General features: G+C 49.2%; 18 protein-coding genes. All 18 read left to right on the top strand.

The genetic code is table 11. The annotated features are described in order from the left end of the window. Nucleotides 1-4: 4 nt before the first annotated feature. The 18 genes from addB to glyQ all read left to right on the top strand — a co-directional run bounded on the left by addB (nt 5) and on the right by glyQ (nt 25,781). The gene (addB, locus tag ACE3MZ_RS16450; protein ID WP_411343219.1) at nt 5-3,559 is read left to right on the top strand and encodes a helicase-exonuclease AddAB subunit AddB; all 3,555 of its coding nucleotides are present in this window, start codon (nt 5-7) and stop codon (nt 3,557-3,559) included. After that, nucleotides 3,546-8,048, top strand: a complete 4,503-nt coding sequence (gene addA / locus ACE3MZ_RS16445) for a helicase-exonuclease AddAB subunit AddA (RefSeq protein WP_411343218.1) — start codon at nt 3,546-3,548, stop codon at nt 8,046-8,048. The genes addB and addA overlap by 14 nt, the downstream gene beginning before the upstream one ends. A gap of 226 nt (nt 8,049-8,274) precedes the next feature. Beyond that, nucleotides 8,275-9,474 carry an exonuclease SbcCD subunit D gene (locus ACE3MZ_RS16440; RefSeq protein ID WP_411343217.1) on the top strand — a complete coding sequence of 400 codons (1,200 nt, stop codon included), beginning with the start codon at nt 8,275-8,277 and terminating at the stop codon, nt 9,472-9,474. Beyond that, nucleotides 9,471-12,992: an AAA family ATPase gene (locus ACE3MZ_RS16435; protein WP_411343216.1), complete on the top strand. Its 3,522-nt coding sequence runs from the start codon at nt 9,471-9,473 to the stop codon at nt 12,990-12,992. Before ACE3MZ_RS16440 ends, ACE3MZ_RS16435 begins: the two co-directional genes overlap by 4 nt. Nucleotides 12,993-13,068: 76 nt before the next feature. Then, a complete protein-coding gene (locus ACE3MZ_RS16430; RefSeq protein ID WP_411343215.1) occupies nt 13,069-13,437 on the top strand; it encodes a histidine triad nucleotide-binding protein in 369 nt (122 codons plus the stop codon). Nucleotides 13,438-13,837: 400 nt separating this feature from the next. Further along, nucleotides 13,838-14,011, top strand: coding sequence for a 30S ribosomal protein S21 (gene rpsU, locus ACE3MZ_RS16425; protein ID WP_005547957.1), 174 nt, complete (start codon nt 13,838-13,840; stop codon nt 14,009-14,011). 15 nt (nt 14,012-14,026) lie between these two features. Further along, a complete protein-coding gene (locus ACE3MZ_RS16420; RefSeq protein WP_411343214.1) occupies nt 14,027-14,470 on the top strand; it encodes a GatB/YqeY domain-containing protein in 444 nt (147 codons plus the stop codon). Nucleotides 14,471-14,711: 241 nt separating this feature from the next. After that, nucleotides 14,712-15,560: an NfeD family protein gene (locus tag ACE3MZ_RS16415; protein WP_411343213.1), complete on the top strand. Its 849-nt coding sequence runs from the start codon at nt 14,712-14,714 to the stop codon at nt 15,558-15,560. Nucleotides 15,561-15,774: 214 nt separating this feature from the next. Beyond that, complete coding sequence (gene floA, locus ACE3MZ_RS16410; RefSeq protein ID WP_411343212.1) at nt 15,775-16,779, top strand: flotillin-like protein FloA; 1,005 nt, start codon at nt 15,775-15,777, stop codon at nt 16,777-16,779. A gap of 13 nt (nt 16,780-16,792) precedes the next feature. Continuing rightward, on the top strand, nt 16,793-17,479 hold the full coding sequence (locus ACE3MZ_RS16405; RefSeq protein ID WP_411343211.1) for a hypothetical protein: 687 nt from the start codon (nt 16,793-16,795) through the stop codon (nt 17,477-17,479). Nucleotides 17,480-17,764: 285 nt separating this feature from the next. Beyond that, entirely contained in the window at nt 17,765-18,736 is a 972-nt protein-coding gene (locus tag ACE3MZ_RS16400) for a PhoH family protein (RefSeq protein WP_411343210.1), read from the top strand. Between the two features lie 65 nt (nt 18,737-18,801). Next, nucleotides 18,802-21,051: an HD family phosphohydrolase gene (locus ACE3MZ_RS16395; RefSeq protein WP_411343209.1), complete on the top strand. Its 2,250-nt coding sequence runs from the start codon at nt 18,802-18,804 to the stop codon at nt 21,049-21,051. Continuing rightward, nucleotides 21,048-21,548, top strand: a complete 501-nt coding sequence (gene ybeY, locus ACE3MZ_RS16390; RefSeq protein WP_411343208.1) for an rRNA maturation RNase YbeY — start codon at nt 21,048-21,050, stop codon at nt 21,546-21,548. The genes ACE3MZ_RS16395 and ybeY overlap by 4 nt, the downstream gene beginning before the upstream one ends. Continuing rightward, nucleotides 21,548-21,955, top strand: a complete 408-nt coding sequence (locus tag ACE3MZ_RS16385; RefSeq protein WP_411343207.1) for a diacylglycerol kinase family protein — start codon at nt 21,548-21,550, stop codon at nt 21,953-21,955. The genes ybeY and ACE3MZ_RS16385 overlap by 1 nt, the downstream gene beginning before the upstream one ends. 212 nt (nt 21,956-22,167) lie before the next feature. Beyond that, a complete protein-coding gene (gene cdd, locus ACE3MZ_RS16380) occupies nt 22,168-22,572 on the top strand; it encodes a cytidine deaminase (RefSeq protein WP_411343206.1) in 405 nt (134 codons plus the stop codon). Between the two features lie 58 nt (nt 22,573-22,630). Then, nucleotides 22,631-23,533, top strand: coding sequence for a GTPase Era (gene era / locus ACE3MZ_RS16375; RefSeq protein WP_411343205.1), 903 nt, complete (start codon nt 22,631-22,633; stop codon nt 23,531-23,533). Nucleotides 23,534-23,632: 99 nt separating this feature from the next. Further along, nucleotides 23,633-24,382 (top strand): DNA repair protein RecO, encoded by a 750-nt coding sequence (recO, locus tag ACE3MZ_RS16370; RefSeq protein ID WP_411343204.1) that lies wholly within the window; start codon nt 23,633-23,635, stop codon nt 24,380-24,382. 520 nt (nt 24,383-24,902) lie between these two features. Continuing rightward, nucleotides 24,903-25,781 (top strand): glycine--tRNA ligase subunit alpha, encoded by an 879-nt coding sequence (gene glyQ / locus ACE3MZ_RS16365; protein ID WP_411343203.1) that lies wholly within the window; start codon nt 24,903-24,905, stop codon nt 25,779-25,781. The last annotated feature ends 1 nt before the right edge of the window (nt 25,782 follow it).

The raw sequence follows: 25,782 nt of genomic DNA, 5'->3' as shown, positions 1-25,782 counted from the left end.
TCCCATGCCCCTTACATTTATACTAGGTCGCTCTGGTAGCGGCAAAACAACGACAATCATCAACCGGGTTATTGATCAGATTAGCGCCGATCCGACCGGATCACCGCTGCTGATCATCGTACCGGAACAAGCTTCCTTTCAAACCGAGCATGCCCTCATCCGCAGCTCTCGTCTGAGTGGCAATATGCGCGCTAGCGTCTATGGCTTTCGCCGTCTAGCTCAACTCGTTCTGCGCGAAGTGGGCGGCTCTGCTAAAACGCCGTTGGGTGATGAAGGCAAGAAAATGCTGTTATACAAACTCATTCAGCAGCATCAACCACAGCTACGACTGTTTGGCAGGGCAGGTGATCAATTTGGCTTTATTAGCCAGCTAAGCGAGCTGTACAGCGAGTTCAAGCATTATTCGCTAACCGCAGATAAGCTAGAGGAATACGTCAGTCAGGCGGCAACTGGAATCTCGCCGCTACTAACCGACAAGCTGCATGATTTGCAACATATATATCAGCAATATGAATCCGGGCTATCCGGTCTGTATGTGGATCGTGACGATACGCTGAACGATCTGGCGCTAGCATTGCCGCGTTCTCAAGCGCTGGAAGGCGTGCAAGTATGGATTGATGGCTTTCACAGTTTTACGATGCAGGAATATGCTGTTATCGCTGCCTTGCTGGAAAAGGCAGTATCAGTTACCGTATCGCTGACGCTGGATACTCCATATATTCATGAACAGCCGGGTGAGATGGAACTGTTTTATCAGCAGGGAATGGCGTTTCGCCGTTTGTATCAGCTGGCGGAAGCGCTTGGTCATGCCGACGAGCAGGCGATAGAGAATCTGTCTGCTGATACAACCACCGTGCCGATTCGCTTTCGCATGAGTCCACAGCTGGCTCAGTTGGAAAAAGGCTACCGAACGCGTCAAGCATGGAGCCGCAGTCAAACTACTAATTATGACAAGGGAGAGCTATCTGTTCATTGTGCGCCGGATCGTCGTACCGAGATTGAAGGCGCATTACGCGAAATGGTACGGCTTGCACGCGACGAAGGCGCACGCTGGCGCGATATGGCAGTATTCGTCCGTAATTTGGAAGATTATGAGCATCTGATTACGCCGCTGCTGGATGATTACGGGATTCCGTATTTTCTAGATAAACGACGTGGTATCCTGCATCATCCGCTATCGGAATTGATGCGCTCCGCTCTGGATATTGTGATGTACAACTGGCGCTATGAGGATGTATTTCGCTGTATCAAGACCGGTTTGTTAGTTAATCTGGATGAGCAGGTCAGTCAGACCGATCTGGATCGACTAGAAAATATGGTACTGGCTTCTGGTATTCACGGTCATCGCTGGGCGGACGGTCGTCCGTGGCAGGGAATGCCCAGCTTATCGCTGGAAGCGGATGAACCCGAGAAGCAGCAGCAGAGTGAACGTCAACAGATGCTATCACAGCAGATGGAGCTCGTACGTAAGCGTGTTGCTGAACCGTTATCTCGTTTTGAAAAGAAGATCAAAAAAGCGAAGCATGCTACGTCGCTCTGTATCGCCCTTTACGAATTGCTGGACGATCTGAACATTGCTGACAAGCTGGAACAGCTCAGTCATCGTGCAGCACAACATGGTGATCCATTACGCGCTCGTGAGCATATCCAGATTTATAGTAATGTCATGGAGCTGCTAGATCAGGTTGTCGATATTATGCAGGAAGATAAGCTGGAACTGGAAGCCTTCTCCGGCTTGCTGGAAACCGGTTTGTCCGGTTTGCGACTTGGTGTTGTGCCGCCTGCCCTTGATCAGGTGCTAATCGGCTCATTGGATCGAACACGTCCGCTGGATATTCAATACGGATTTGTGCTTGGTGTGAATGATGGCATTGTGCCATCTGTCTTTGCCGATCAGGGAATTCTGAATGAAGCGGAGCGTCTTAATTTGACGGAAGGCGGATTGGAGCTCGCGCCGGGTATTACGCGCCGTCAGCTGGATGAACGCTTTATCGTATACCATGCGTTGACGGTAGCGAGTGAGCGGCTGTGGATCAGCTATGCGATGAGCGATGAAGAAGGTAGAGGTCTAATGCCGTCTGAAGTCATTACGACGGTCAAAGGTCTATTTCCGGGCATGCGTGAGCACAATATCTGCCTGACTGCCGGGATTCGTCAGACGCCGGAGGAGCATCTGGAATTGATCAGCACGCCACAAACGACGCTGCCGCATCTGATCGGACAGTTGCGTGATTGGAAGCAGGGCACCGATATCCCGATGATATGGTGGCATACGCTATCGTGGTATGATCGTCAGCCAAGTTGGCAACCGCAATTGCAGTTGCTATTACGATCGCTGGATTACGCCAATGAAGGCACTCCACTACAAGCAGCAACAAGTCGTCATCTCTACGGCAGTACGCTGCGCACCAGTGTATCGGGTATGGAGCAGTTTGTATCGTGCCCGTTTGCCCATTTTGCTTCTCGTGGCTTGAAGCTACGCGAACGGCAGGAGTATCGCCTGAAAGCGCCGGATATTGGACAGCTGTTCCATGCGTCACTAACAACGCTGGCAAAGGATTTACAAAGCTCCGGTCGCAACTGGGGCGATCTGACGCCAGAGGAATGTGTACAAGCGGCGGAAGCGGCGGTCGATAAGCACAGTCCGCGCTTGCAGGGGGAGATTTTGCTCAGTTCCAAGCGATACGGTTATATTACGCGGAAGCTGCGGGATATTGTGAGCCGTGCTTCGGTCATTATCGGAGAACAGTCACGCCGTGGACAATTTGAGCCGCGCTATCTGGAATTGGCTTTCGGTCCGAATGGGGAATGGCCGCCGCTGCAATTTACGCTGGATAATGGATATACGATGGAGATCGTTGGACGAATCGACCGGGTGGATGTGGCAGAAGGTGAGAATAATCTGCTCATTCGCATCATTGACTATAAATCCAGTTCTACCGATTTGAAGCTGCATGAAGTGTATTATGGACTGGCGCTGCAAATGCTCACGTATCTAGATGTACTGCTAACGCACGCGGAAGACGTAATGGGCAAAAAAGCAGATCCCGCGGGCGCATTGTATTTTCATGTGCATAATCCGCTGCTGCAAGCAGGCAATCGTTTGAGCATGGAACAATCGCAGCAAGAACTGCTCAAAAAGTTCAAAATGAAAGGTCTATTGATGGCAGATCGCGACGTCATCAGCAAAATGGACACGACGCTCGAAAAAGGATATTCGTCCATTTTACCAGTAGCGATCAAGGCAGATGGTGGATTTTACAGCAGTTCAGCAGTTGCATCGCCGGAGCAGTGGCAGGAGCTATTACGCAATGTACGCCATACTGCGAAGCAGATCGGTAGCAACATTACCGACGGTGCGACAGACATTACCCCGTATCGAATCGAACAGGAAAAGGCATGTACGTTCTGTGCCTATAAACCTGTTTGTCAGTTTGACGAGAGCATTAAGGGGAACAATTATAACTTACTGAAAAAGCCGAACAAACATGAAACTTGGGAACTACTGCAAAACCGGCAGGACGGGCAGAAAGGAGATAGCAACCATGAGCAACGATGATTTGCATGTTCATGATAGTCAATATGACGACAATAAGCGGACTACCGAATCTAACGAATCCTATGTGAGCGGACAACAAGATGAGTTGTTTGCAAATGTTGAGGAGAATAGTGAGCGTGCACGGGCTTTGCAGCAATTGCATATGCCAAGACCGGACAATAGCACTTGGACGGACGATCAGTGGAACGCCATCTCCCTGCGCGGTAACAATCTGTTGGTCGCAGCAGCAGCTGGTTCTGGTAAAACGGCGGTTCTGGTGGAGCGCATCATCCGTCAGGTTATTGATCCGCAATATCCGCTTGATGTGAATCGGATGCTCGTTGCGACCTTTACGAAGGCAGCGGCAACCGAGATGCGGCAGCGGATTCGGGCAGCACTGGATCGCGAAGTGCTGAATCGACCGGAGGATGAGCGATTGCGTCGACAGCTCGCGCTGATCGGACAAGCGTCGATTACGACGTTGCATTCCTTTTGCATGGAGGTTATTCAGCGGTATTATGCGATGATTCCGCTAGATCCTGGTTTTCGTATCGCCAGTGAAAATGAATGCGCGATGATGCGCGAGGAATTGCTGGAAGAATTGTTCGAAGAGAAATATACCGAGGAAGAAGAACGGGACAATCGCCAGTTTCACCGCTTGATCAACTGGTTCGGCGGCGAGCGCAGTGATGATGCAGCGATGAAGCTGGTTGAGCGACTGTATCATTTTGCACGCAGTCATCCGTGGCCGGAGCACTGGTTGCGGGAGATGGCGAATGCGTTTTATGTGGACAATGCGGCACAGCTGGAAGAATCCACATGGGTGCGTCAGATTGTGAGCGATGTGCAGGTGGCGCTAGATGGGATGGAAGCTGTGTTGCTGCAAGCGATAGAAACGGCACAGCTGCCGGGTGGTCCGGCGGCGTATGTAGAGACGCTGAATGCTGATCTGGAACTGATTCATCGGTTACAAGATATTGCGGCGATTCAGCCGTGGACGGAACTGTATACGTCGTTTCAACAGGCGGCGTTTGGCAAGCTGAAGCCGGTACGCAAGGACGGTCTGGATGTGCGCATTCAGGATCATGTCAAACAAATGCGCGAAACGGTGAAAAAATCGCTATCCGAGATAAGCGGACTGTTTTTCGGACGTACACCAGATGAGTTTGCTCAGGAATTGCGTGAAGCGGCTCCGCTGATGGAAGAACTGGCAGAGGTCATTATCCGTTTCAGCGATAAATATCAACAGGAGAAGCAGCGGCGCGGTTGGGTCGATTTTTCCGATCTGGAGCATTATGCGCTGCACATTCTGCGTCATCCTGATTCGACACCGGAGCATGTAGTGCCGTCAGCGGCTGCACTGGAATATCGTCAGCGCTTTGACGAGGTGATGCTGGATGAGTATCAAGATACAAACTCGGTGCAGGAGCAATTGGTACGCTTGATTTCGCGCGATGTACCAGGTAATCGGTTTATGGTAGGCGATGTGAAGCAGAGTATTTATCGATTCCGTCTGGCAGAGCCGGGATTGTTTTTGGAAAAGTATCATCAGTATCGCGATGATTGGAGCGGGAAGGGGCGTCGCATTGATCTATCTCGTAACTTCCGCAGTCGTGAGCAGGTGGTAGATGCGGTCAATATGATTTTCCGCCAGCTGATGAATGTGAAGGTAGCGGAGATTGAATACGATGAGCGCGCCGAATTGGTCGCAGGTGCATCGTATCCGGCGGGCGCGCCAGAATCTGTCAATGATTATGCACCCGAATTCTGGTTGTTAGAACGGAGTGGCAACGATTCGTATGCTGCTACGGATCATGGCGAAGAGGAAGGTGCCATCGTCGATGATTCGGAGCTGGAAGCGGCACGCTTGGAAGCACAGGCGATCATCCGACGCGTGCGGGAGATGACGTCATCTGATGGCAAACCGTTAATGATTTACGATAAAGGTCTAGACGATCTGCGTCCAGCGGAATATCGGGATATGGTTATTTTGCTGCGCTCGACAATGATCTGGGCACCGCTGATGATCGAGGAATTGCAGCTTGCCGGGATTCCTGCATATAGTGATGTGGAGCAAGGATATTTTGAAGCGGTGGAAGTGGATATTATGCTATCGCTGTTGGAAATTATCGACAATCCACAGCAGGATATTCCCCTTGCATCCGTTCTGCGTTCGCCGCTGGTCGGTCTAAATGAAGACGAATTGGCAAATGTACGGCTGGCGCAAAAGCAAGTGACCTTTTACGAGGCATTACTGTCGCTGGTGGATACACATCGTACAGTCAATGATGAGCATTCTGTTGATAAAGAAGGACAGTCGTATCCTATCCTTCCTAAGGATGCACTGCATCAGTATGACCAACCAGCGGTTGTAGCTGATGTTGACGATATGCCAGCTGTGGAAAATGAGATTCCGAGTCATGCTGTCAATGAGGATGATGCTTCATTGTTTGGCTCCGTGCCAGCGCATATAGAAAGTGATCATACAGGTGACGAAGCAATGCGAGACGCTTCAACCTTCGTTTCAGCAGATTCTATGTCTATTCATCCTGCGTCTGATGCACCGAATATTTCGCAAGCATTGCGACTGCGTTTGCAGCGCTTTTATGATCAATTGCAGAGCTGGCGTGCCGAAGCGCGTGAAGGTGAGTTGGGCGACCTGATCTGGCGCATTTATCGGGAAACGGGATATGTGGACTGGTTGGGCGGATTGCCCGGTGGTGTGCAACGTCAGCACCATTTGCGCATATTGTATGAGCGTGCACGTCAGTTTGAACGTTCGACATCATCGCGTGGATTGTTCCGCTTTTTGCGATTTATTCGGCGATTGAAGGATACGGGTGGCGATCTGGGCACAGTATCGGGCGGTGCAGAGGAGAATGCAATCCGAGTGATGACCATTCACAAAAGTAAAGGTCTGGAGTTCCCGGTCGTCTTTCTTGCAGGCATGTCCAAAATGTTCAATATGCAAGATTTGAATGCGCCTTTCTTAATGCACAAGGAGCTTGGCTTTGGTCCCAAGTTTGTCGATGAAGATACACGGGTGAGCTATCCGACTTTGCCCAATCTGGCAATTCGCCGCCGTGGTATGAATGAGCTATTGGCAGAGGAATTACGTGTACTGTACGTAGCACTGACTCGTCCGCGCGATAAGCTGATCATGATCGCTACCGTCAAGGACTTGGATAAAAAGATTGCGTCATGGAGTCAGATTCAAGAATATCCAGCGTTGGAACTGCCGGATTATCTGCTGTCCCGTGCGCGTAGTTATCTCGATTGGCTCGGTCCTGCCTTTATGCGCCATCGTTCTGCCACCTTGTTCCGCGAACGAAGCGAAGCTGCTGCCGCACCGTATGCGGCAGTGCTAGCTGACGACCGATCAGAATGGCAATTGAGCATTATCGATACACGTCAGTTGCTGAGCGAAGTAGCCAGTGAGGAGCAGGATGAGCATGGTATTCGCGAAGACGATGCCAAATGGAAATCTCTCCAACATCAGCATGCCCCGGATTGGCAGCAACTGCTAGACACTGCACGGCATCATAAACAACATGCACAAGCACCACATCTAGCTTCGGATGATGGTACAGCGGATATTGCGAATCAAGAGATACCAGAAGCACAGTTGGAACAGCAACAGCGTGAATTGAAACAATCTATTCATGAACGTTTGTCTTGGCAGTATCGATATGAGCAAGCCGCACATATTGCAGCCAAAACAACAGTCAGCGAATTGAAGCATCAGCTCGTGTCCGAAGATGCACCTGATGCCGATCTGTGGGAAGACATCTGGAATCTCAATCCATTGCTGCAAAAGTATATGCGCCGCGTGGAAGAGACATCAAGTGCCGATCACACAAGTTCAACATCCAGCGATCTCGTATCGTCTACTACGGGAACGACAGAATCCAATTCTACGCCGTCCAATCAAACGCTTCAATTGAATCGCGACAGCAGCTTGAAGCTACACCGTCCCAAATTCATGGAGCAAAAAGGTCTGACCGGTGCAGAGCGAGGCACAGCTTATCATACTGTAATGCAGCGTGTACCACTAGATATAAGTCGTGGTGTGACTATAGAGGATGTAGAGCAGGTCAAACAGCATCTTGTAGAAGATCAGATTTTAAGGCAAACAGAAGTCGATAGCGTTGCAACGAGCGATATTACTGTATTTTTCGAAACAGAGCTTGGTCAGCGTATGCTTCAAGCAGATTGGATCAAGCGCGAGCTGGCATTCAGTTATGGTTTACCTGTCAATGATGCTGGTGATGTGATGCTAACGCAGGGCATTATCGACTGTCTGTTCCGTGAAGGTGAGCGCACGATTCTGGTCGATTACAAAACTGACCGTGTGCTGGAACATCAGGGCGGTACGGCTGCGCTGGAAGAACGCTATCGTGTACAATTGGAGCTGTATGCGCAAGCAGTACAACAGTCAATCGGCTGGAAAGTAGATGAGCTATGGCTCTACTTCTTCGACGGTCAGCAGGAAGTGCGTTTGAGCGTATAATGTATTGTTAATGAGGGTGCAAAAGCATCCTATATTGAAAATGATTGATTCATATGAATATAAGAAATCGTACATCTAAACGGAATGATCCAAACTCTACACGGAATAAACCAAATTCAAGTGTCGGATTTTCAATCCATTTCATCTTATTCAGCTAATAAATGTATTCAACCAATAAAGGGTATGCCGATTCATGGCATGTCCTGTACGATAAAGGAGGAATTCTGTGCGTATTTTACATACCGCAGACTGGCATTTTGGCAAAACGCTGGAAGGCAGAAGTCGGCTGGAAGAGCAAATCGCTTTTGTCGATGAACTGGTCACACTGGCGGATGATCAACAAGCCGATCTGATCTTGATGGCGGGCGATGTGTACGATTCCGTCAATCCGCCGGCAATGGCGGAACAGCTATTTTATGAAGCGACAGCACGACTAACGCAAAATGGACGACCGATGGTCATTATTGCTGGTAACCATGATCAGCCGGAACGCATTTCATCCGCGGCTCCGCTTGTACGTGGCAGAGGGATTCATCTGCTTGGCGTACCGTCATCAACCGGATTAGAGATTTCCATTCCGCGTACTGGTGAAACGGCGGTTATCGCACCATTGTCTTACCCGTCCGAATCGCGGCTGAATGAGCTGCTGATCGACGATCATGATGAAAATAATATTCGGCGTGCTTACAGCGAACGTGTCGGTCGACTGATGAAGCAATTATCGGCAGGCTTCCGCGCAGATACAGTCAATCTGGCGATGAGCCATGTATACGTACTCGGCGGTGTCGAAACGGATTCCGAGCGTCCGATTCAAGTTGGTGGCGCTTATACCGTCGACCCGTCAGCGTTGTATACCGGCGCGCAATATACAGCACTCGGTCATTTGCATCGAGCGCAGGCAGTCAAAGGGGAAGGTATGATCCGCTACAGCGGCTCCCCACTCGCATACAGCTTTTCCGAAGCCGGGCAAGCCAAATCAGTGACGATGCTCGACATTATACCCGGCGCTGTACCGCAAATGGAAGAATTGTTCCTGAGCAGTGGACGTCCACTTGTACGCTGGAAGGCGAAGGGCGGTCTTGCCGAGGTCTATCAATGGCTAGACGAAGGACGCGATCCCAACGCCTTTATCGATCTAGAAATATCGTTACAAGAAGCATTGTCGATGGGCGATATTCAGAATCTGCGCAAAGCGTACAGTGGCATCGTCAACATTCGCCCGGTATACCCACAAACCGAAGCTGAAGAACAATTTAGCGAGCGTGCACAATTACCAGTCCATGAATTGTTCCGCAAATTTTATGAGCGACAGACTGGCGGGGCTGTACCGGATGACCGAATGGTTGAGATTTTCTTGGAACTGATCGATGGCGAGGAGCAACTGGAACCATCGTCAACGGAGACAGGTAAGGGAGTGCAGTCATGAAGCCTATATTATTAAAGCTGTCCGGTCTGCAAAGTTACCGTGAACAGCAGGAGATCGACTTTACTACCTTGTGTGAAACGGGCTTGTTCGGTATTTTTGGACCGACCGGAAGCGGCAAGTCGACGGTACTGGATGCGATCACACTGGCGCTGTATGGCAAGGTGGAACGTGCACAGAATGGTACACAGGGCATCTTGAATCATTCGGAGGATGCGGTATTTGTATCATTTTCCTTTGAGCTGTTATCGGATGTTGGTACGCATCAGTATCGGGTCGAGCGGCGCTTCAAGCGCACAGGCGAGCATACGGTGAGCAACAGCATGAGTCGTTTTATCGAATGTCTGGCAGACGGGGATCGTGTCATTGCTGACAAGCTGGGCGATGTGACTCGCTGTGTAGAAGACTATATCGGTCTGAAAATGGACGATTTCACTCGTGCCGTCGTATTGCCGCAGGGCAAATTTGCCGAGTTTTTATCATTAAAAGGTAGCGACCGGCGGCAGATGCTCCAGCGATTGTTCCATTTAGAAAAGTACGGCGACCGATTGATGCAAAAGCTCAGTCAGCGTGTCAAAGATACCGATAATCGTCTGGATCGACTTGCCGCCGAGCAAACCGGTCTGGGCGATGCGTCTGCCGATGCCGTCAAAGTTGCCAAAGAACGTTTGCAGCAGGCGGCGCAGGAAGCGGAGCAATTGCGTCAACGATTGCAGGAAGTGACCACCCGTCTGGAAAAGCTGGGCAAAGTACGTGAGCTGATCCATGAACAGTCATTACTGCAACAGCGACTGGAGCAATTGTCTGGGCACGAGGACGCAATTGCTGCTCTTGAACAACAGTGGGAAGCAGCAGTGTCTGCACAGACATTGCTGCCTTTACTGGACGGCTGGAAACAAATGCACCAGCAATCCCAGCAGGAGCAGCAACGTGCCGACGAATTGCACAATCAATGGAAGCAGGCAGAGCAAGCGTCTGTTCATGCGACGGAGCAGGAGCAACAGGCACGTCAGCAATTGAATCAGCACGAGCCACGGCTTCTGTCACGTCTGGAACAACTGCAACAAGCACTTACACTGCAAAAAGAATGCCGTGAACTAGAGCAGGCGCAGTTGCAACTGCATCAGCAATTGGAGCAGATTGCTGCACAGCTCAACGATGCCCAGCAGCAAGCTCAGCGTGAGCAAGCGCTACTGGACAAAGCACAAGCACTGCGCGAAGAATTGAACACACAGCTTCGCGCATCCGAAGTGCGCAGTCAGGATCGCCGCGAATTGCAAGAAGCGCAGCAACGACTGAATGCGTTAGATACCGCTCGTTCTCGTTTCAAAGAATTGGAGCACGAGCAGCAAGCTCAACAGTCCGCCGCTTCACGATATGATGCAACATGGGAACAGCTGGAACAGGAAAATATCCGTTTTGGTAGTGAAGAACAGCATCTCTTCCAGCAAGCAACATCGTTGCAAAGTGAGCAGCAACATCAAGAGCGAATATTGCTACAATTTCAGCAGCAGCTTCAGCAGTGGGAGCAGTCACATCATGCTGCCTCCAGAGAAGCCGAGACGCATCGTCTGGCTACCGTGCTGGCAGCTCAATTGCAAGATGGAGAACCATGCGCGGTCTGCGGATCAGTACATCACCCGCATCCTGCCAGTCTGCCGCAGAATTCCGAGCAAGCACCTACTGAGCAGGAGCAGGATGCGCTGCAAGTGATAGAGCAGCTACAACAATCGGCTCGTGAACATAGCGAAAGTATCCGCAGTCGTACCTTTGAATTGCGCACACTGCTGACGGATTGGGAGTGGCTGCACAGCGATGGATCCACTGTGGAAGCACATTCCCATACCGCTGTAGCTTCTACGCAAGCAGCAACAAAGTTAGCGGAACAAGATCAACTTGCCCAGCAAGATCCATACAACGCTGAATTTGCAGGTTCTCATGAAATTCTTTCTTTCCAAGACAAGACAGACGTCAACTATATGCAGAAAGAAGCTACAAACTGGCTGAATTCATTTGTAGCGCAAACTAGTGATCTGGAACAGCGTATTCATCAACTGCGTCAACAATTGCGCAATTGGCGCCAACAGCAGCGTGATTGGTCGCAGCGTCGTACTGCATTGCAAGCGGAGCGTCAGAGTGCTCAGCGTTTGCTGGAACAATCCCGTAACCGACTGGAAGCTGCTCAGCAGCAAACCCAGCAGTTGTTACAGGACTGGCAACAGCATCATCCAGAGCTGACCGAGCAGCAAGCAAGAGAACGGTTTGCCGATCTTACACGTCTGGATGAACAAGCAGACCAAATTCGAGGACGTTTGGAAAAGAGTGCGCCTTATATTGAGGAGCGAAGCCAAGCAATTCGCCAATATGAGCAGCAGATCAATACGCTGGAACGTCAGCAGATTCAAGAACGCACTCGTTATGAAAGCGATCAGCGATATTTACAGGAAAAACAAAATCTGTTGCAGCAGTGGATTGGAGAGCAATCTGCCGAGCAGCTGATTACTGAAGCGAACAATGAGCTGAATCAGTATCGCCAACAAGCGACGCAATGGGCTGAGCAGCTTCGTAGCGCGCAGCAGCTGCACCAACAGGCAGGTCAACATCACGCTCTTGCTGTGCAATCGGCGCAATCTCTATCCTCGCAGTCTGAACAGGCTGCACAGCGTTGGCAGCAGGCGCTGGAGCAATCGCGCTTTGACGATGAGCATCACGTAGCAGCGGCGCGGATGGATGAGCAGCAACTGCAAGCAGCACGTCAGCGGATTGACAGTCACCGTGAACAGCAGCGCGAGCTAAGTGTTCATTTACGTGAGTTGAAATCCAAGCTGGATGGTCAAACAGTGTCAGAAGAACAATGGCAGCAGTTGCAACAGGAATGGCAGGAGGCGCGTCAAGCGGACGAAGCAGCACTGGAATATCGTGCACGCGCCACGCGTGATTTTGAAGATCTGGAACAGCGGCATGTTCGCTGGTTGGAACTGGAACGTCAACGGACAGAGCTTGCCGTAGAATCCAATCATTTATCCAAATTGCAGGCAAGTATGCGTGGTAACGCATTTGTAGAATATATCGCTGAGGAACAATTAATGCAGGTCAGCCTGGCAGCTTCGGAGAGACTCCGCTTTCTGACCCGACAGCGCTATTCGCTGGAAGTCGATTCCGGCGGCGGCTTTGTCATTTGCGATAACGGTAACGGCGGTATTCGTCGTCCGGTGTCCACCTTGTCCGGCGGTGAGACGTTCCTGACTTCACTATCGCTTGCGCTGGCATTGTCAGCACAAATTCAACTACGCGGGCAATATCCGCTTCAGTTCTTTTTCTTGGATGAAGGATTTGGTACGCTTGATCCCGAACTTCTGGATACAGTCGTTACGTCGCTTGAGAAATTGCACACGGATCGTCTGTCCGTCGGCATTATCAGCCACGTACCGGAGCTACGTATGCGGCTGCCTCGCAAACTGGTGGTCGTACCAGCAGAGCAGGCAGGCGTCGGCTCACGCGTCGTGATGGAAACGATGTAATATACGTTCAACGAGGTAATAATGTATGATCATTTGATCGAATCCAATACGTGTAACGATGAAAGGGGAAGTTTCCATGTTCAAAGAAGATTGCCTATTTTGTAAAATCGCCGCTGGCACCATCCCCGGCAACAAAGTGTATGAAGACGACCGTATTCTTGCTTTTCACGATATCGCTCCAGCAGCACCTGTGCATGTGCTGATCATTCCGAAAAAGCATATCGACTCTATGAATGAGGTGACTACGGACGATCTGCCGTTGATTGCCGATATTCACGGCATCGCAATTCAACTGGCAAAAGAACTTAACGTAGATCAATCCGGCTACCGCCTTATTAACAACTGCGGTCCAGATAGCGGACAAGCAGTGCAGCATGTGCATTATCATCTACTCGGTGGTAACAAGCTGGGCGCCCTGATCGGCAATTCTGATTCGCACGCATAACAGTTTATTGGAATGGACGGCGCACACAAGCATACGCATTTCGTTCATTGATTAGCGCCTGATCCAGCATTGGACATACACAAATTACGTAAAAAAGATTCCATTTATAGCAGTACGATCACGGCACAGCAACAATAGTTCGCAATAGAGAGAGAACGATTATAGTGTCAAACACAACCATATACTGCGCTATGACAGCTTTAAACTGTGGATAAGTGACCAGTTGACGGACTAATATTATCCATTTTTAATCCAAAATAACAATTTGATCAGATTCGTCACAAAAAAATGCTGGAAAAAGCTGTGTTGATGTTGACACTGTAATCCATTCTCACCTATAATGAAAGTTGATAAGCCGTGTTATTTTTCCGGACGGTCTGGTCGGAGGGAGGGAAAACTGGTGTCTGAAACGAAAGTTCGCAAAAACGAAACAATTGATGCAGCACTTCGTCGCTTCAAACGCTCCATCGCTAAAGATGGCGTTCTGGCTGAGGTGAAAAAACGCAAACATTATGAAAAGCCGAGCGTAAAGCGTAAGAAAAAATCTGAGGCTGCGCGCAAAAGAAAGTTTTAGGAGGATTTATCCGTCATGAGTCTTAGCGAACGATTGAACGAGGATATGAAGCAGGCGATGAGGGACAAGGATAAGTTTAAATTGTCCACCATCCGCATGGTCCGTTCGACGATTAAAAATCAGGAAATTGATTTGAAACGCGATTTGAACGACGATGAAGTGCTTGATATTCTTAGCCGTGAGATCAAACAGCGCAAAGATGCCCTCCAAGAATTTGAGAAAGCAGGTCGTGACGACCTGACAACTAACCTTAGAGCGGAAATTGAGATCGTTTCAGAGTATCTTCCTGCCCAGCTTTCTGAAGAAGAAATTAAAGTCATTGTACAGCAGACCATCCTGGAGACCGGTGCTTCTTCAAAAGCCGATATGGGGAAAGTAATGAGCGCCTTGATGCCTAAGGTCAAAGGTCGCGCAGACGGAAAAGTTGTGAACCAAGCGGTTCAGCAGCTTCTGCAATAAACAAATTCAAAAGCACCTTCTTTACTCGTTAAAGAAGGTGCTTTTTTCTGTACCTTTTTAGAGAAGGCTCACATTTAATATGAAGATTATTACATTTTTGTGAAACGTCGCAGCGTATTGTGCGTATAATAAAGTATAAGCAGTTTCTGCTGTTTACTTGGTCATTTTGACAGGAATGACCGTAAACGGTATGTCCAGCCTTGTTCAGAATGTACAGCTGAAAAGAAGGGGGCAAGATCATATGATGATGTACAACGATGGCGGAAAGGATTACCGTCGTCCATCCTTAACTTGGGGAATACTTGCGCTAACGCTGATTGTAGGTCTGCTGGCGTATGCATTGCCGGTTCATGCCGCAGCCGAAACTGTGCAGGCGACCCAGTCAGGAGTCGGAACTGGCATTGCTGCATTTTTGACCCACCCAGTCGTTCAAACGTTGCTCTTGTTTGTCGGGATTGCAGGGATTGCAATTGAAATTCTCGTGCCAGGCGTGATCGCGCCGGGAGCAGTTGGCGTTATTGCGTTTGGACTGTTTTTCTACGGCGGACAGCTGGCTGGTTACTCGGGTTCCTTAACATGGATTCTGTTCGCTGCCGGTTTACTGTTGCTAGTACTGGAATTTTTCATACCAAGCTTTGGCATATTAGGAATCTTGGGGGCGGGGAGCTTGATCTACGCGGTTGTACAGGCTGCACGTGATACATCGGATGCGCTGCTTTCACTAGGTATTGCTTTTGTAGCGGCTGCAATCGTTGTTAGTATCGTTGCATACATTTTCCGTAAGCGCGGTGTTTGGAATCGTTTTATTCTGAGCGAGCAATTGACCTCGGATGAGAGTTATATGGCGAATTTACAGCGTGAGCAGCTGATCGGTCTAGAAGGGACAAGTTTGACACCTCTGCGTCCATCGGGAACGATCTTGATCGAAGGTCGTCATATCGACGTAGTAACGCAAGGCGGTTATATTGAGCGCGATCGTCATGTGAAGGTTGTCCGTATCGACGGTAGCCGCATCATTGTAGATGAATGGTCAGCATCCAAAGAAGCCTCTCGTTCCGAATCTGCTACATCTGCCGATTCCGCCAATTGATCACAGAATCTCCTATTGCAGCACTCCTGTCGTATCATCCGGCGCAAGCTTTTCAGCTGTACCGTACCGGGAAGGGCGGACCCGCAAGGCACAGGCAGTTTCACTGCATGACTGCCTGCGCTGACCGCTGTTCTTACATAACTATGACGGTCAATTACAGCCACAACGCCGGCCGTTTGACCCAATCCAATGAAATCGGAGCGTGATGAATGAAATGACTTCACCTATCGTAAGCGCTATTTTTATTATTGTAGTTGCCATTATTGTGCTTAGCGTGTTTTTCAGCTTTTTCCCATTAGCGCTGTGGATTTCCGCAGTCGCATCCGGCGTACGTGTCGGCATCATTACCCTTGTAGCGATGCGTCTGCGTCGTGTTGTGCCATCCCGTATCGTCAACCCGCAGATCAAAGCGCACAAAGCTGGTCTAGGTCTGAATTTGAATCAACTGGAAAGTCACTATCTGGCAGGTGGTAATGTTGACCGTGTTGTTAACGCCCTGATCGCTGCGCAGCGTGCGAATATTCCACTGGAATTTGAACGTGCAGCTGCGATTGACCTTGCCGGTCGTGACGTACTGCAAGCCGTACAAATGAGTGTTAACCCGAAAGTGATCGAAACACCTGTCGTCGCTGCTGTTGCCAAGGACGGTATCGAAGTACGTGTTAAAGCGCGTGTTACTGTGCGTGCCAACATCGATCGTCTCGTCGGTGGTGCCGGTGAAGAAACGATCATTGCCCGTGTCGGTGAAGGTATCGTTACAACCGTCGGTTCCAGTGATTCCCACAAACAAGTACTGGAAAATCCCGACCTGATCTCCCGTACCGTTTTGCAGAAAGGTCTGGACTCTGGTACAGCTTTTGAAATTCTGTCCATCGATATCGCGGACGTTGATGTAGGTAAAAACATCGGCGCGATGCTGCAAACCGAGCAGGCGGAAGCTGACAAACGCATCGCTCAGGCAAAAGCCGAGGAACGCCGTGCGATGGCGGTTGCACAGGAACAAGAGATGAAGGCACGCGTCGTAGAAATGAGAGCGCGCGTGGTCGAGTCCGAATCCGATGTACCGCTCGCAATGGCAGAAGCGCTCCGTAACGGACAGATGGGTGTGATGGATTATATGAACTTGAAAAATATCGAAGCAGATACACAGATGAGAGGCTCGCTTGGCAAAGCCAATGATCCGAATCAGGGCGGTAACGATCAACAGCCATTGAAATAAGGATGTGTAGCATATGATCGATTTTGTGTTAAGCAATCTGTATATTGTGGTCATTATTGCCTTTGCCATTTTTACAGCGATTAGTAGTCGTTCTGGTAAAAGTAAAAACCGTCGCAGTAATCCGGGTATGCCAACTTTTGGTGGCGGACCGATGAATCGACAGGATGGCAACAATCGCCCAACCCAACCACATCCGTGGAATGCTCCTCAGCAGGAGAGCGAAGAAGAGGCGCAGCGCCGTTATCAGGAAGCGCAGCGTCGCTACGATATGGAGCAGCCGCGCGGCAGTCTGGATGAAGGCACATCGACGGAAAGCCCTACCTATTCGCGTAATGATGAAGGTGAATTGTCCGCAGGTACTTCGGGCAACAGCCGTGAAGGTTCACGCTCGGAATATGACGATCGCCAGAATATTGGACGTAATGCGGATGACTATCGCAAAGAAATGCAGCAACGTCTGGATCAACTAAATAATGTATTGGGCGAACGAACAAGAGATATGACTGACCAACCGCGCAGTACACAACGAACATCATCAGCATCGCAGAGTAAGGATACACGCAATACATCAGCAGAAGGTTTGAAGCTGGATGCTGATCAGGCAACACAGGGCGTGTTGTGGGCAGAGATCTTGAGTGCACCGCGCTCCCGTCAAGCGCAGGGCTGGGGACGAATCAACAGCCAGCGCAAGCCATCTTGAATGTTGGGACGTCGTTCATGTATTATCTTCTCTGTTTCATAGAATGTTAATATTGAACAGAAGACAGACACTACGACGATGCAGTAATAAGCCGATTCCGCGAGGGATCGGCTTATTTTTCCATCAACACTGCGTTAGAGTCGGCAGGACTGCTTCAAAAGAACCAATGAGGGTGAATAATAGCATCGTACCCCTCCAAAAAATTTTGCATGACTCTCGATACAATGGTAAAGTTTATGAGAAGGTATGGACACTATAATTTATTATTGAGGAGATTGAGGCTATTTGTCAGAGCAAACGCAAAGCATCAGAATTCCCCTGCAAAATGCAGAAGAAGGACTGTCCTTGTTCGGTCCTCAGGACCAGTTTCTGAAGATTATCGAACGTGAGACAGAAGCGAGAATCGGCAGCCGTGAAGCCGAGATTGTTATCCAGGGTTCCGTTCCAGTCGTGGATCAGGTACAGCAGTTGTTTGAAGTACTGCTTGAACTTGTTCGCAAAGGCTACGTGTTGACCGAACGGGATATTTTATATGCCATTGAGCTTGCCAAAGACATGCGAGCGGATCAATTGCTCGACTTATATAAAGGAGAAATCACCCAGACCTTCCGCGGCAAACCGATTCGAGTCAAAACGATCGGGCAAAAGCACTATGTCAGCACGATTCAAAAACGTGATATCGTGTTCGGCATCGGTCCAGCGGGTACAGGTAAAACGTATCTCGCGGTCGTGCTTGCTGTTGCTGCATTGAAGGAAGGCAAGGTCAAGCGCATCGTGCTGACAAGACCAGCGGTGGAAGCGGGCGAAAGTCTGGGCTTTTTGCCGGGCGATTTGCAGGAAAAGGTAGATCCTTATCTGCGTCCACTGTATGACGCTCTGTATGACGTTATGGGTCAGGAGCAGACCGCAAAAGCACTAGAACGTGGTCTGATCGAGATTGCGCCGCTTGCTTATATGCGCGGACGTACACTGGATGATTCTTTCATCATTCTTGATGAAGCGCAAAATACGACAGCAGAACAGATGAAGATGTTCCTAACCCGGCTCGGCTTCGGCTCCAAGATGGTCATTACCGGAGACGTGACTCAGATCGACCTGCCACGCGGCAAAAAATCCGGTCTGGTAGAGGCGCGTCTCATATTGGACGGCATCGGAGAGATCGGTTTTGTAACATTCGCCGAGCAGGACGTGGTGCGGCATTCACTGGTACAAAAAATTATCGTTGCTTATGATAAAGCATCGGAGAATCTGGAATAGCAGATGGTCAGTGGATACGCAGCATCCGCACATTTTGAATATTCAGAAGTGAGAGGACTGTATGTATGACTTCCAAGGAACCGTCCCCAAGTAACAAAACATTCTATTCCAGACTCGCTGGCTGGAAAACCGACCGCCTATCGCGCTATATTTTGTTTGCGCTCCTGTTGGTACTATTTTATGTCAGTCTGGCGCCGAATTTGCTGCCACAGCGCTTTGATCTGCGTGTCGGTGCAGTTACCGAAAAGGATATCGTTGCACCGATGCAGATTCCGAACAATAAGGCAACATTACAGGCGCAGGAAACGGCAGCTGAGCGGGTGGAGTCGGTCTATACGATCGTATCCATGCATCGGGAAAATGTAATTGCTCAGATGCTGGAGCGCATCGAATCCCTGAATCAGGATGATCAGATTTCGAGTGCGGATAAGGCGCAGATTTACAGCCAGGAGATTCCCGGGCGTATTCGTAACTCTGTAGCTAACTTTATTCGCAATCATCGCGATGCTAGTAATTATTCTTCCCAGCTGCTGGATGAGATGCAAAGTACGATTTCCAATCAGACATACAGCATTCCGGAAGAAACGTTTCTAAAGATACCGCGTCTATCAACTGATGATGTGCAGCAGATGAGCCAGATAGCAGCAACGATTGTTACACGGCTGATGAGCGATCAGATCACGGATGCTCAATCTGCGCGTGCACGCGTAGCAGAGTTGGTGAATACTAGCTCACTGGAGAGCCGTACTGCTCGTGAGGTTATGCAAGAATTGATTCGTGGTGTACTGACAGCAAACAAGTTCTATGACGAAGAAGCAACCAAAGCAGCCAAAGTGGAAGCACGTGAGAATACACCGATCGTTTACGTGCAACAAGGGGAAGTGATCGTTCCTGCGGGTCAGATTATTACCCAGGAAATGTACACCTTGTTGGATGAGAACAACTTACTTAAAAATGAGGTCAACTACTGGCCGCAGCTCGGCTTGTTGATGTTTACCTTTTTATTAACGCTAGGTATCTATGTGTTTTTCCGTCAGTCAGCGCAGCGTGGCACCTATTACAACAATTCGCAGCTGTTGATGCTGATCTTGATTTTTGCCATTTGTATCGTTACGTTCCATCTGGTACGTATTTTACAAACGGGCAATTCGTCATACTTCGGCTATCTCGTACCAGCAGCACTAGGTGCGATGCTGATCACTCTGTTGCTGGACTTGCATCTAGCATACATTTGCTCTGTTATACTGAGTGTGATCGTTAGTGTTATTTTGAATATGCGTCAGGGTGAGATGTTTGATTATCAATTTGGCTTGTTTACGCTCGTTGTGTCACTGGCAGTAATTCACTCCATTCATCGAGCAAGTCAACGATCGACCATTTTAAAGGCTGGCATTATGGCGTGTCTATTCGGTGCGTTTTCGGTGCTCACACTCGTATTGCTGAATGATAGCGAGTGGACGCGTATGACGGTGCTGTACACGCTTGGATTTGCCTTTATTGGTGGTCTGCTCAGTACAGTACTCGTGCTTGGTCTAATGCCGTTTTTCGAAACGACATTTGGCATTTTGTCAGCGCTCAAGCTGATCGAGTTGTCCAACCCGAATCATCCATTACTGCGCAAGCTGCTGATCGAGACGCCGGGTACGTATCATCATAGCGTTATGGTCGGCAATCTATCAGAAGCTGCTGCTGAGGCGATTGGTGCCAATGGATTGCTATGCCGGGTCGGTTCGTATTATCATGATATCGGGAAAACGAAACGTCCGAGCTATTTTATTGAAAATCAAAATCATATGGAAAATCCGCATGACAGCATTGATCCAAAGCTGAGCAAATCAATCATTATTGCCCATGCGCGAGATGGCGTAGAAATGCAAAAGGAATACAAGCTGCCCAAGCCGATTCGCGATATTGCGGAGCAGCATCACGGCAGTACGTTCCTACATTTCTTTTACCATAAGGCGCTGAAGCTGGCAGAGGAGCAAGGCGTAGAGCCAGACTTTACTGAAGAGGATTTCCGTTATCCGGGTCCAAAAGCGCAGACGAAGGAAGCGGCAGTTGTCGGTATCGCTGACAGCGTGGAAGCGGCAGTGCGTTCGCTCAAGCAGCCAACAGTTGAGCAGGTCGAGACGATGATTGAGAAAATCATCAAAGGTCGGTTGGATGATCATCAGTTTAACGACTGTGATCTGACGATGAAAGAGCTGGATGTCGTCGCTCAAACGCTGAAAGAAGCAGTTATGGGGATTTTCCATTCACGGATCGAATATCCGGAAGATATCAAAAAGCCGGAGTCAAAGGAGAACAAAGCATGAGTTTACAGCTCGCATGGGAAAATGAGCAAACGGAATATGCAATCACAGCGGAGCTGATTGGCGTGCTGGAGCAGATTTTGCAAGCAGCAGGACAGCAAGAAGGTGTAGCCGAGGGTGAGGTAGTGCTCACCTTTGTAGACGATGAAGTGATCCATGAGCTGAATCGCGAATACCGCAACATTGATCGTCCAACCGATGTACTGTCATTTGCGATGAACGAATCACTGGATGATGAGCCGGAGATTCACTATGGCAACAGCGAAGGGCAGGATGCGGAACAATTACCAGACGTGATGCTTGGTGATATTATCATTTCTGTACCGAAGGCGATTGCTCAGAGTGAGGACTATGGTCATTCTGTTGAACGTGAGCTTGGTTTCCTGTTTGTGCATGGATTTTTGCATCTGCTTGGCTACGATCATCAGGATGAGGAGAGCGAAGCAGAAATGATGGGCAAGCAGGAGCAGGTGCTGCGGCAGATTGGATTGACGCGCTGATGAAGAGATCGTGGAGAGACGTATTTTATACAGCTTATGAAGGCGTTGTTGCTACATTCCGTACGGAGCGCAATTTCCGCATTCATGTGCTGGCAACGCTTGTGATTGTTGCTGCCGGATGGTTTTTTGATGTGAGTCAAGTGGACTGGATTCTGTTAATTCTGGCGATTTCGCTGGTGCTTGGTACGGAATTGCTGAATACCGCTGTCGAAGCTACCGTAAATCTGTTCTCTCCCGATATACATCCGCTTGCCAAAAAAGCCAAGGATGCTGCCGCTGGTGCGGTATTGATCTCGTCGCTGGCTGCGGCAGTGATCGGTTTGATCGTGTTCTGGGACCCGTTCTGGATCTGGTTTCAAGCTTTGTCGTCCAGCGCGACATCGGGATCTTCGGGAATTTCCCGATAATCAGATAGCTGCGATGTTCGAGAATATGAATTTTATCATGAGCCCCTTGCCAAGATGGACTGGTAAGGGGTTTATTTTGCCGTGGAAACTATGTTTGCTATGGGCGAACGTGTATAAATGATGTAAAATAGAAGGAAACGCTGTGTACCGCTATGTCCGTCGAAATAATCAGTACAGATCAAACGTAGCTGTACGGGAGGAACATGTACCTTATGGAAACATCTCAACTGCTGCAAGAGGCAATCATTGCTCGTGCCAAAGCTTATGTACCGTATTCGCATTTCTCAGTTGGTGCTGCGTTGCTGGATGCTGCCGGCAATGTACATCATGGTTGTAATATTGAAAATGCTGGCTATACGCCAAGTAACTGTGCCGAACGTACCGCATTGTTCAGCGCGATCGCGCATGGACAAACGCCGGGTACATTTCAGATGCTGGCTGTTGTTGGCGATACCGATGAACCGATTGCGCCATGCGGCGTTTGCCGTCAAGTCATGGTCGAGCTTTGCAAGCCAGATATGCCGGTGCTGCTCTCCAATATGAAGGGCGATACACGGATGACTACCATCTCTGAGCTGTTGCCACATGCATTTGGTCCATGGAACTTGAATAAATAAACATGTAAAGCTATACCCAACTAACGGCGGCTTTGACCGTCGATGAACGGAGAACCATATGTCCAAACCATCCTTTAAATCCGGTTTTGTAGCGATTGTCGGTCGTCCCAACGTAGGCAAATCAACGCTGATGAACCAAGTAATCGGGCAAAAGATTGCGATCATGTCCGACAAACCACAAACTACCCGTAACAAAATTCACGGTGTATACACAACCGAAGAGATGCAAATCGTCTTCCTCGATACACCGGGCGTACACAAACGTCAATCCAAGCTAGGCGATTATATGAATCAAACCGCCCTCAATACACTCAACGAAGTTGAAGCAGCGTTGTTCCTTGTAGATGCAGCTGAAGGGCTAGGCGGCGGCGACCGCTTCATTATTGAGCATCTCAAAAAAGTCAAAACGCCGGTATTCCTCGTTATCAACAAAATTGATCAGGTATCCCCGGAAGAACTGCTGCCGATCATTGATAAATATCGCTCCCTGCACGAATTTGCAGAAATTGTTCCGATCTCTGCCAAGAATGGGAACAACGTCAGCACCTTGCTGGAGCAACTGGGCAAATATCTGCCTTCCGGTCCGCAATACTACCCGGACGATCAAGTGACCGACCACCCGGAACAATTTGTCTGCGCAGAATTGATCCGTGAGAAAATACTGCAAATGACGCGCGAAGAGATTCCCCATTCCATCGCGGTAACAATTGAAGACATGTATACGCAGGAAAATGGTCTCGTCAACATCTCGGCAGTTATTTTCGTTGAACGTGATTCCCAGAAGGGCATCATCATTGGTAAACAAGGTGCCTTGCTGAAGGAAGTTGGCAAACGCGCACGAATGGATATTCAAAACCTGCTCGGTTCCAAAACCTTTTTGGAACTGTGGGTCAAAGTGAAGAAAGATTGGCGTAACCAGGACCGGGTTCTCAAAGACCTTGGCTTCCACAAAGACGCCTGATCAAGAGAACAGAGCATTTGTATATATGCTCTGTTTCTTTTATACGCGACAGGGTATGTTTGCTTAACAACGCGTATGATGGAGATCGGAGGATGAAGCGTGTTATACAGACTGGAAGGAATCGTCATCCGTAGTATGGATTACGGTGAAGGCAACAAAATTATGACTCTGTGTACCGAAACGCATGGCAAAGTCGCCGTATTCGTCCGTGGCGCGCGTAAAGCCAAAAGTCGTTATGCAGCGCTTGTACAGCCATTTACACATGGCGAATTTTCATTTCTACGCAGTGGAACTGGCATGGGTACGCTGAATCAGGGCGAAGTGATCCAATCCAATCACAATTTGCGTGAGGATATTACGCTGGCAGCTTATGGTGCATATGGATGTGAGCTGGTCGACAAGGCGCTGCTGGATAACGAGACCGGGCATTTCTGGTTTGATCAGTTGAAGGCATATTTGTCCTTTCTCGGAGAAGGTCGCGATCCGGTTGTATTAACATCCTTGTTCGAGATGAAAGTATTACAGGCGGCAGGCTATGCCCCGCAGGTTGATGCTTGTATGTTCTCCGGTGAAACCGAAGGTGAGTTCTGGGTCAGCCCCGGGCTGGGTGGTATTCTGTCTAAGCGCGAACGCCGTCAGGACCCGGCAGCTATGTCCATTTCGCCAGGTACATTGCGCTTGCTGCGTCTCTTTTCCCGCCTCGATATCCGCCGCCTTGGTAATATCGATGTGAAAGAAGAGACGAGAGCGGAACTCAAAAAGATCATGAACGCATTTATGGAAGTTCAGCTTGGCTTAAAATTAAAATCGCGTCGCTTTTTGGAACAATTGGAGCGCTACGAGATCTGATATTCCGTATACCAACCGTGGAGACACGTAAGACAATCATCTTAGCATTGTATGACCATTCAGATCGACGATACCACCATTGCTTAATGAAATTCAGGTGAGATTGCCCAATACACGCAGCAGAGCCGAACAATCAAATGCAAAACAGTCATGCCTGTTATTGACGAACGCTGTCAATTTCGGTATGATGTGTTCTAGATTGTGCTGCACTATGAGCACACATGATGCGTTGACCGGAATAGTAAACTATCGATCATCGTCCCAAGCGAGTCAGGGATCGTGCAAGCCTGACGGCGAGCGACAGTTGAATGGCATCCGTGAGCATATGAGCTGAATACGGAAAAGTGGATGACATGCAGTATATGTCTTCAAATAGGGTGGAACCGCGGGAACTGAAACTCTCGTCCCTATGTCTGTGACCAGGCGTAGGAACGGGAGTTTTTTGCGTGCGTTGCAGATGAATATGCCGTGTCAGCACCCGCAATTCCAATACGAAGATTACGGAAAAGGAGTAATGTCGATGAATTTCCAGCACATGATTTTGACGCTGCAAAACTTCTGGGCAGCACACAACTGCATTATCGTTCAACCGTATGATACGGAAAAAGGTGCAGGTACGATGAACCCGATGACCTTCCTGCGTACGATTGGTCCTGAGCCTTGGCGTGTCGCTTATGTAGAGCCATCCCGTCGTCCATCTGATGGTCGGTATGGCGAGAACCCGAACCGTCTGTACCAGCATCACCAGTTTCAGGTAATCATCAAGCCGTCGCCGGACAACATTCAGGAAGTCTATCTGGAAAGTCTGCGTGCGCTCGGTATTGAGCCATTGGATCATGATATTCGTTTTGTTGAAGATAACTGGGAGAACCCGACCCTCGGTTGTGCCGGTCTTGGTTGGGAAGTATGGCTGGATGGGATGGAAATTACCCAGTTCACGTATTTCCAACAAGTCGGTGGTATTGAAACGAGCCCGGTCTCGGTAGAGATCACTTATGGTATGGAGCGTCTAGCTTCGTACATTCAGGAAAAAGAAAATGTGTTTGATCTGGAATGGGTAGAAGGCATTAGCTATGGCGATGTATTCCATCAACCGGAAGTAGAACACTCCACCTATACGTTTGAAGTGTCCGATGTAGCGATGCTGCTGAATCTGTTCAGTACGTATGAGCAGGAAGCCAAACGCGCTATGGAATTAAATCTCGTATTCCCAGCGTATGACTATGTACTGAAATGCTCGCATACATTCAACCTGCTCGATGCGCGCGGTGCGATTAGTGTCACCGAACGTACAGGCTATATTACTCGCGTCCGCAATCTGGCACGTCAGATTGCCTCGACATATCTGGAAAGCCGCGAGAAGCTGGGCTTCCCGATGCTCAAGAAGGGAGAGGTATAAT

The sequence above is a fragment of the Paenibacillus sp. WLX1005 genome, assembly GCF_046603685.1.
Classification (GTDB): Bacteria; Bacillota; Bacilli; order Paenibacillales; family Paenibacillaceae; genus Saccharibacillus.
The sequence above is the reverse complement of the archived record's forward strand: the minus strand, read 5'-3'. Positions and strand labels throughout refer to the sequence as shown.

Bases quoted from the DNA above. Each gene is read 5' to 3' on its own strand.
- ACE3MZ_RS16420 (WP_411343214.1), top strand. From the start codon at position 14,027: ATGAGTCTTAGCGAACGATTGAACGAGGATATGAAGCAGGCGATGAGG.
- ACE3MZ_RS16405 (WP_411343211.1), top strand. From the start codon at position 16,793: ATGATCGATTTTGTGTTAAGCAATCTGTATATTGTGGTCATTATTGCC.
- ACE3MZ_RS16430 (WP_411343215.1), top strand. From the start codon at position 13,069: ATGTTCAAAGAAGATTGCCTATTTTGTAAAATCGCCGCTGGCACCATC.
- addB (WP_411343219.1), top strand. From the start codon at position 5: ATGCCCCTTACATTTATACTAGGTCGCTCTGGTAGCGGCAAAACAACG.
- ACE3MZ_RS16435 (WP_411343216.1), top strand. From the start codon at position 9,471: ATGAAGCCTATATTATTAAAGCTGTCCGGTCTGCAAAGTTACCGTGAA.
- ACE3MZ_RS16385 (WP_411343207.1), top strand. From the start codon at position 21,548: ATGAAGAGATCGTGGAGAGACGTATTTTATACAGCTTATGAAGGCGTT.
- ybeY (WP_411343208.1), top strand. From the start codon at position 21,048: ATGAGTTTACAGCTCGCATGGGAAAATGAGCAAACGGAATATGCAATC.
- cdd (WP_411343206.1), top strand. From the start codon at position 22,168: ATGGAAACATCTCAACTGCTGCAAGAGGCAATCATTGCTCGTGCCAAA.
- addA (WP_411343218.1), top strand. From the start codon at position 3,546: ATGAGCAACGATGATTTGCATGTTCATGATAGTCAATATGACGACAAT.
- ACE3MZ_RS16415 (WP_411343213.1), top strand. From the start codon at position 14,712: ATGATGATGTACAACGATGGCGGAAAGGATTACCGTCGTCCATCCTTA.
- ACE3MZ_RS16395 (WP_411343209.1), top strand. From the start codon at position 18,802: ATGACTTCCAAGGAACCGTCCCCAAGTAACAAAACATTCTATTCCAGA.
- floA (WP_411343212.1), top strand. From the start codon at position 15,775: ATGACTTCACCTATCGTAAGCGCTATTTTTATTATTGTAGTTGCCATT.
- era (WP_411343205.1), top strand. From the start codon at position 22,631: ATGTCCAAACCATCCTTTAAATCCGGTTTTGTAGCGATTGTCGGTCGT.
- glyQ (WP_411343203.1), top strand. From the start codon at position 24,903: ATGAATTTCCAGCACATGATTTTGACGCTGCAAAACTTCTGGGCAGCA.